Below are 7,349 nucleotides of genomic sequence, written 5' to 3'. Positions count from 1 at the left end.
CGTGCCTCGGACCCCGCGCAGGACGGCGCCCCGGGCCGGGCCGCGCCCGGGCTCGTGCGACGAGCGGATGCCGCGGCCGATGCGGCACGCGGCATCCGCCCCCTGCGCGATCAGTCGCTGAGCGCGGGGACCGTCTTCGGGCGGACGAGCAGCCAGACCGAGGCGATCGCGATCACCGCGGCACCGAGCATGAACGCCGCCATCGGCACCGCGCTGTCGACGCCGAACAGGCCGATGAGCGGCGAGATCGCGCCCGCCAGGCCGAAGTTCAGCGCGCCGAGCAGCGACGCAGCCGTACCGGCCTCGGCGCCGTGGTGCGCGAGGGCGAGCACCTGCACGGAGGGGAAGCTGAACCCGCATGCGGTGATGTAGATCCACAGCGGGATCGCGGTGCCCCAGAAGCCGGCGCCGGACGAGTCGAGCACGATGATCGCGATCGCCATCGCGGCGTGCACGATGGTCGCGCCCGCGAGCACGTACTGCGGCGGGATCGGCCCGCGGATGAGCCTCGACGCGGTCTGCACGCCGATGATGACGCCGACGGAGTTCACCGCGAAGATCAGGCCGAACTCCTGCGGGCTGAACGCGTACACCTGCTGGAACAGGAACGACGAGGTCGTCAGGTACGCGAACAGGCCCGTGAACGTCATGCCGCCGATGATCGCGGCGCCGAGGTAGACGCGGTCGCGGAAGAGCGCGCGGTAGCGCTCGCGCATCGACGAGTGGCCCGCCACGTGGCGGCGCGACTCGGGCAGCGTCTCGACGATCAGGAACGCGACCGAGACGACGACGACGACGCCGTAGCCGGCGAGCACCCAGAAGACGCCCCGCCAGTCCATGAAGGCGAGCAGCTGCGAGCCGATGACCGGCGCGATCACGGGAGCGAGGCCGTTGACGAGCGCGAGGCGCGAGAGCATGCGCACGAGCGGCTTGCCGCCGAACAGGTCGCGGACCATCGCCATCGCGACCACGCCGCCCGCGGCGGCGCCGAAGCCCTGCATGAGGCGGAAGAACGCGAGCCAGGCGATGTCGGGCGCGAGCGCGGCCGCGATCGACGCGGCGATGTGCAGGGCGGTCGCGAGGATGAGGGGCAGCCGGCGTCCGACCTTGTCGCTCCACGGGCCGACGACGAGCTGGCCGAGGCCGAAGCCGATCATCGTGCCGGTCAGCGTGATCTGCACGGCGGCGGCGCCGACGCCGAACTCGGACTCGAGCGCGGGGAACGCGGGGAGGTAGAGGTCGACCGTGAACGGGCCGAGCGCGGTGAGCGCGCCGAGCACCAGCACGTAGACGAGGCGCTGGCGGCGGCTGAGGAGGTCGCCGGGGTGGCGGGCGGCGGTGTAGTCGTCCGGTCGGACGATGGGGATGGAGGCGGTGGACATGGCGGTTCCCGAGGCGTGCTGGAGTGCGGACGTGCGGAGGCGGCTGTGCTGGCGCGCACCGTCGGGCGCCGGGCGAACAGGAACGGCGCCCCGTGGGGCGCCGCCGGGAGCGATCTCGGCCGTCGTGGCCTCGAATCGATTCGACTGAGCTTCGAGTGTAGCGCCCCGACCCCCCGTGGACGCAAGCCGAGGCGACCCGGCGGCGGCTCCCGGCGCCCTCGGCCCGTCAGCCGGCGACCGACAGCGGGTCCGCCAGGAGCCTCGCGAACGCGAGTTCGGCGGCGCCGATCATGAGGCGATCCTCGCCGAGTGCGGCGACCACGACGTCGACGTCCTCCATCGCCGCGGGCATGGCCTGGGCGGCGACCGCGGCCCTCAGTGCGGCCGGATCCAGTTCCGCGAGCGTCGCGAGGAACCCGCCGAGGATCACGAGCGACGGGTTCAGCACGTTCACGGCGTTCGCGAGGGCGGTCGCGAGGATGCGGCGCTGCCGATCGAGCTCTGCGGCGATCGCCGGGTCGCCGGCGTCGACGGCCGAGCGGATGGCGCCGGCCAGGGTCGGCTCGTCCGCCGTCCTCAGCCCCAGGGCCTCGAGGAGCCTCGCGCGACCGACCTCGTCCTCGAGGACGCCGCCGCCCGCGCGGCGATCCCCGGGCGAGGCGATCCCGGGTCGGTTCTGGCCGAACTCGCCCGCGTACCCGCTCCGGCCCTCGACGGCACGGCCGTGCACGACGAGGCCGCCGCCGATGCCGCTCGCGCCGCCGTTCAGGTAGACCAGGTCGTCGACGCCGCGTCCTGCTCCGAAGAGGTGCTCGGCGAGCGCTCCGAGGCTCGCATCGTTGCCGACGGAGGCGGGCAGGCCCGTGGCCTCCTCGACGAACTCGCGCACGGGCGCCTCGTGCCATTCGAGGTGCGGCGCGAACCGGACGAGCCCGTCGGAGGTGCGCACGAGGCCGGGGACCGCGAGTCCGACGCCGGCGAATCGGGCGTGGGCGAGGTCGCCGTCGCGCCAGCGCCGGATCGCGTCGGCGACGAGCAGCGCGGTGCGCTCGGGCGTCACGAGCTCATCGACCTCGATGCGCTCGCGAGCGTCGATCCGACCGCCGAGACCGACGGCCGCGAGGGTCACGGCGTCGACCTCGGGGTTCACGGCGACCGCGACGACACCGGGGTCCGCTGCGACGACGGGCGACGGGCGCCCGACGCGATTGGTGGGGTCGGGAGCGCGCTCCTCGACGAGCCCGAGTTCGACGAGCTCGCCGGCGAGGGAGGCCACGGTCGAACGGTTCAACCCCGTGAGCGCGGTGATGCGGGCCCGGGACAGCGGTCCCTCGAGGTGCGCGAGTCCGAGGATCCTCGCCAGGTTGCGTCGATGCACCCCGTCGAAACTCCCGGTACTGCCGTTTCGGTCGGTCACGCGCACCACTCTAGGTTCGCGAGCGAGCGAACGGGGCCACCCTCGCCAGATTTGTTGCGCTTGACCGCATATCGGCTGAGGCGTATATTCATCACGTCCACATCACTTTCGACGTTGACGTCGAAATTTTCGAGAGGTTCAATGATGAACAGACGCAGCATCGGCAGGATCGCGGTGATCGGAACCACCGCACTCCTCGCAGCCGGCGCCCTCGCGGGGTGCAGTGCGGGAGACTCGCAGGACGGCGGAGACGTCGAACTGACGCTCTGGCACAACGCCTCGACGGGTCCGGGCAAGGAGTTCTGGGAGCAGACCGTCGCCGACTTCGAGGCCGACAACCCCGGGGTCACCGTCGACATCCAGGCGATCCAGAACGAGGACCTCGACGGCAAGCTCCAGACGGCCCTCAACGCGGGCGACGCGCCGGACGTCTTCCTCCAGCGCGGCGGCGGCAAGATGGCCGCCATGGTCGAGGCCGGCCAGCTCAAGGACCTCACCGACGGCATCACCGGGGCGGCCGCGGAGGAGATCCCGGACGCCGCCTACTCGGCGAACACCCTCGACGGCAAGGTCTACGCGATGCCGATCGCGGTGCTGCCCGGCGGACTGTTCTACAGCCAGGACCTCTTCGACGAGGCCGGCATCACCGAGAACCCGACCACGGTCGACGAGTTGGACGACGCCGTCGCGAAGCTGAAGGAGACGGGAGTCGCGCCGATCGCGCTCGGCGCGAAGGACGCCTGGCCGGCCGCCCACTGGTACTACTGGTTCGCCCTCCGCGAGTGCAGCCCGGACACGCTCGCCAAGGCCGCCGACGAGCGCGACTTCAGCGACGAGTGCTGGGTCCGCGCGGGTGAGGACCTGCAGGACTTCGCCGACACCGAGCCCTTCAACCAGGGGTTCCTCACCACGTCGGCCCAGCAGGGCGCCGGCAGCTCCGCCGGTCTCCTGGCGAACCACGAGGCCGCGATGGAACTCATGGGCGCCTGGAACCCGGGCGTGATCGCCTCGCTCACGCCCGACCAGCAGCCGCTCCCCGACCTCGCCTGGTTCCCGTTCCCCGAGGTCGAGGGCGGCGACGGCGAGCCCGGCTCGATGATGGGCGGCGTCGACGGCTACTCGTGCTCGGTGGATGCCCCCGACGCGTGCGTGGACTTCCTCAACTACATCGGCACCGCCGACGTGCAGCAGGCCTACTACGAGGCCTTCAACGCGCCGCCCGTGAACACGGTCGCCCAGGAGGCGGTCACCGAGCCCTACCTGCAGCAGATCCTCGAGGCGTACAACGCGGCGCCCTACGCGTCGCAGTGGCTCGACACGGTCTACGGGCAGAACGTCGGCAACGCGCTGAACGTCGCGGTCGTCGACATGCTCGCGGGAAGCGGCTCGCCCGAGCAGATCATCGAGGCCGTCGACGCGGCCGCCGCCAAGGAGTGATCAGGCGATGACCGCTCGCGTGGACTCTGCGACGGAGATCGACGTGCCGACAGGGCCCGCGCACCGCGACGGGGGCGTCGCCCAGGCGACGCCCCCGTCCCCCCGGCGCCGTCGCGGCAACGGTTGGGGCGCCAGGCTCGAGATCGCCCTGCTGGTCGGTCCGGCACTCATCGTCTTCCTCGGCCTGGTGATCTTCCCGGTCGTCATGGCCGCCTACTACGGCTTCTTCAGCTGGAAGGGCTTCGGACCGCCCACCGACTTCATCGGGTTCCGGAACTACCTCACCATCGTCCAGGATCCGGCCTTCCAGGAGGCGGTGCTGCACAACGGCACGATCGTGGTGCTGTCGCTGCTCCTGCAGGGGCCCGCGGCGTTCCTGCTCGCGCTGCTCCTGAATCGCCGGATGCGCGGCCAGTCGATCATCCGCGTCCTCATCTTCGTCCCGTACGTCATCGCCGAGGTCGTGGTCGGCACCGGCTGGAGCCTCATGCTCCAGACGAACGGCGCGGTCAACGACCAGCTCGAGAAGATGGGCCTCGGCTTCCTCGCCCAGGACTGGCTGAGCAATCCCGATCTCGCCATCTGGACGCTCATGGGCATCATCACCTGGAAGTACATCGGCTTCGCCGTCATCCTCTTCCTGGCCGGCCTGCAGGGCATCCCGGACGAGCTCAACGAGGCCGCCGCGATCGACGGTGCGACGTTCTGGCAGATCCAGCGCCACATCACGCTGCCGCTGATGGGCCCGACGCTCCGGATCTGGGCGTTCCTGTCGATCATCGGATCACTCCAGCTGTTCGACCTCGTGTACATCATCTGGGGCCAGTACGTCGCCTCGACCGCCGGCACCTCCACCATGGCGACGTACATGGTCGCCGAGGGCAGGAACGCCGGCAACTTCGGATACGGCAACGCCGTGGCCGTCGTCCTGTTCGTCATCTCACTCGTGGTGGCACTCGTCTACCAGCGATTCGTCCTCCGACGCGACACCGAAGGCGCGATCACCGGAGACCAGAAGAAGGGCCGGTTCCAGCGATGACCGCCTACCCCGAGACCGCGGCCGCGGTGCTTCCGCTCCGTCGACGCGGCCGTCCATCGAAGTCGCCCCGTCTGCGGGCCGCGAGCCCGATCGTGTACCTCGTCGCACTGGTCGTCATCGGACTGATGCTCGCGCCGATCGCCTACATCATCATCGGCGGCTTCCGCACGAACTCGCAGATCACGGTGGACCCGTCGGGGCTGCCCGACCCGTGGGTCTTCGCGAACTACCTGGACGTGCTGACCGGCGAGGTGTTCTGGCGTCAGGTGCTGAACTCCGCCATCGTGGGCTTCGCGACCACGCTCGGCGTCATCGTGCTCGGCCTGATGGCGAGCTTCGTCCTGGCGCGCTACAACTTCGCCGGACGCGGAGCGCTGTACGCCCTCTTCGCCGCCGGCCTGATGTTCCCGCTCACCGTGGCGATCACCCCCCTGTACATCGTGGTGCGCTCGCTCGGCCTCATGAACTCGCTCGGCGGGGTGATCCTGCCGCAGATCGCGTTCGCGCTTCCGGTGACGATCATCATCCTGGTGCCCTTCCTGCGTGCGATCCCCGAGGAGATCCAGGAGGCGGCCGCGATCGACGGCTGCAGCCGACTCGGCTTCTTCTGGCGGATGGTGCTGCCGCTCTCGGTGCCCGGCGTCGTGACCGTCGGCATCCTGGCGTTCGTCGGAAGCTGGAACAGCTACCTGCTTCCGTTGTTCATCCTCAACGACCAGGCGGCCTTCACCCTGCCGCTCGGCGTGCAGGCGTTCTCCTCGGAGTACTCCGTCGACACGGCGAAGGTGCTCGCGTTCACGTCGCTGTCGATGATCCCCGCGCTCATCTTCTTCAGCGTGTTCGAGCGCCGGATCGTCGGCGGCCTCACCGGGGCGGTGAAGGGATGACCGCGCTCGACGGCTCGACCCCCATCGGCGGGGCGACACAGGTGGCGGATGCCGCGTGGCGCGACGCCGCGCGCCCCATCGACGAGCGCGTGGCGGCGCTGATGGCCGAGATGACGCTCGACGAGAAGCTCGCGCAGCTCTACGGCGTGTGGGTCGGCGCGGCCGACGACGGCGGCGGCGACGTCGCCCCGCACCAGCACGACCTGAACGACGACGTCGACCTCGACGCGCTGCTCCCGTCGGGCCTCGGCCAGGTGACGCGTCCGTTCGGCACGGCGCCCGTCGACGCGGCGGTCGGCGCGCTCTCGCTCGCGCGCATGCAGCGGCGCATCGTCGGTGCGAACCGCCTCGGCATCCCGTCGATCGCGCACGACGAGTGCCTCGCGGGCTTCGCCGCGTGGGGTGCGACCGCCTACCCCGTTCCGCTGTCGTGGGGCGCGTCATTCGACCCGGCGCTGGTCGAGCGGATGGCTCGGCGCATCGGCGCCGACATGCGCTCGGTCGGCGTGCACCAGGGCCTCGCGCCCGTGCTCGACGTCGTCCGCGACGCGCGCTGGGGCCGCGTCGAGGAGACCATCGGCGAGGACCCCTACCTCGTCGCGACGGTGGGCACCGCGTACGTGCGCGGGCTCGAGACATCCGGCCTCGTGGCGACGCTGAAGCACTTCGTCGGCTACTCGGCCTCGAAGGCCGGACGCAACCTCGCTCCCGTCTCGATCGGACCGCGCGAGCTCGGCGACGTGCTCCTGCCGCCGTTCGAGATGGCGGTGCGCGAGGGCGGGGCGCGCAGCGTCATGAACTCGTACTCCGACCTCGACGGCGTGCCGTCGGCAGCGGACCGGCGGCTGCTCACGGAACTGCTGCGCGAGACCTGGGGCTTCGACGGCACGGTCGTCGCGGACTACTTCGCGGTGGCGTTCCTGAAGCTGCTGCACGGCGTCGCCGACACCTGGGCGGATGCCGCAGCCGCGGCACTCGAGGCGGGGCTCGACGTCGAACTCCCGACCGTGAAGGCGTTCGGCGACCCGCTGCGCGCGGCCGTGGAGGCCGGGGCGGTGGACGTCGGGCTCATCGACACGGCGCTGCGGCGCGTGCTGCGGCAGAAGGCCCAGCTCGGGCTGCTCGACGCCGACTGGACGCCCGTGCCGTCCGCGCTCGCCGGACTCGGCCTCGCCGACGCCGACCTC

At 71.2% G+C, this 7,349-nt stretch carries 7 protein-coding genes; 4 read left to right on the top strand and 3 right to left on the bottom strand.

The annotated features are described in order from the left end of the window. Window positions 1-110: 110 nt before the first annotated feature. From ESO86_RS08265 to ESO86_RS18735, 3 genes are all read right to left on the bottom strand, one after another. Entirely contained in the window at window positions 111-1,382 is a 1,272-nt protein-coding gene (locus tag ESO86_RS08265; protein WP_129234469.1) for a multidrug effflux MFS transporter, read from the bottom strand. 226 nt (window positions 1,383-1,608) lie between these two features. After that, window positions 1,609-2,799: an ROK family transcriptional regulator gene (locus ESO86_RS08260; protein WP_376929673.1), complete on the bottom strand. Its 1,191-nt coding sequence runs from the start codon at window positions 2,797-2,799 to the stop codon at window positions 1,609-1,611. Further along, window positions 2,796-2,987: a hypothetical protein gene (locus tag ESO86_RS18735; protein ID WP_165307508.1), complete on the bottom strand. Its 192-nt coding sequence runs from the start codon at window positions 2,985-2,987 to the stop codon at window positions 2,796-2,798. Before ESO86_RS18735 ends, ESO86_RS08260 begins: the two co-directional genes overlap by 4 nt. On the opposite strand from ESO86_RS18735, the gene ESO86_RS08255 reads away from it, so the two are divergent. The 4 genes from ESO86_RS08255 to ESO86_RS08240 all read left to right on the top strand — a co-directional run. Further along, window positions 2,944-4,236 (top strand): ABC transporter substrate-binding protein, encoded by a 1,293-nt coding sequence (locus ESO86_RS08255; protein ID WP_129234467.1) that lies wholly within the window; start codon window positions 2,944-2,946, stop codon window positions 4,234-4,236. The genes ESO86_RS18735 and ESO86_RS08255 overlap by 44 nt on opposite strands. 7 nt (window positions 4,237-4,243) lie before the next feature. Next, window positions 4,244-5,275: a carbohydrate ABC transporter permease gene (locus tag ESO86_RS08250; protein WP_129234466.1), complete on the top strand. Its 1,032-nt coding sequence runs from the start codon at window positions 4,244-4,246 to the stop codon at window positions 5,273-5,275. Continuing rightward, the gene (locus ESO86_RS08245; RefSeq protein WP_129234465.1) at window positions 5,272-6,162 is read left to right on the top strand and encodes a carbohydrate ABC transporter permease; all 891 of its coding nucleotides are present in this window, start codon (window positions 5,272-5,274) and stop codon (window positions 6,160-6,162) included. The genes ESO86_RS08250 and ESO86_RS08245 overlap by 4 nt, the downstream gene beginning before the upstream one ends. Continuing rightward, window positions 6,159-7,349 (top strand): glycoside hydrolase family 3 protein (locus ESO86_RS08240; RefSeq protein WP_165307510.1); only part of this gene is annotated, 1,191 nt, incomplete at its 3' end. The genes ESO86_RS08245 and ESO86_RS08240, both read left to right, overlap by 4 nt.

This window comes from Agromyces binzhouensis, from assembly GCF_004135055.1.
In the GTDB taxonomy this organism is placed as follows: Bacteria; Actinomycetota; Actinomycetes; order Actinomycetales; family Microbacteriaceae; genus Agromyces; species Agromyces binzhouensis.
Note: the sequence above shows the minus strand (reverse complement) of the source record. Positions and strands in the feature narration are given on the sequence as shown.

What these genes read in the sequence shown, in the direction of transcription:
- ESO86_RS08265 (WP_129234469.1), bottom strand. Translation starts at nt 1,382, where the DNA reads ATGTCCACCGCCTCCATCCCCATCGTCCGACCGGACGACTACACCGCC.
- ESO86_RS08255 (WP_129234467.1), top strand. Translation starts at nt 2,944, where the DNA reads ATGAACAGACGCAGCATCGGCAGGATCGCGGTGATCGGAACCACCGCA.
- ESO86_RS08245 (WP_129234465.1), top strand. Translation starts at nt 5,272, where the DNA reads ATGACCGCCTACCCCGAGACCGCGGCCGCGGTGCTTCCGCTCCGTCGA.
- ESO86_RS08250 (WP_129234466.1), top strand. Translation starts at nt 4,244, where the DNA reads ATGACCGCTCGCGTGGACTCTGCGACGGAGATCGACGTGCCGACAGGG.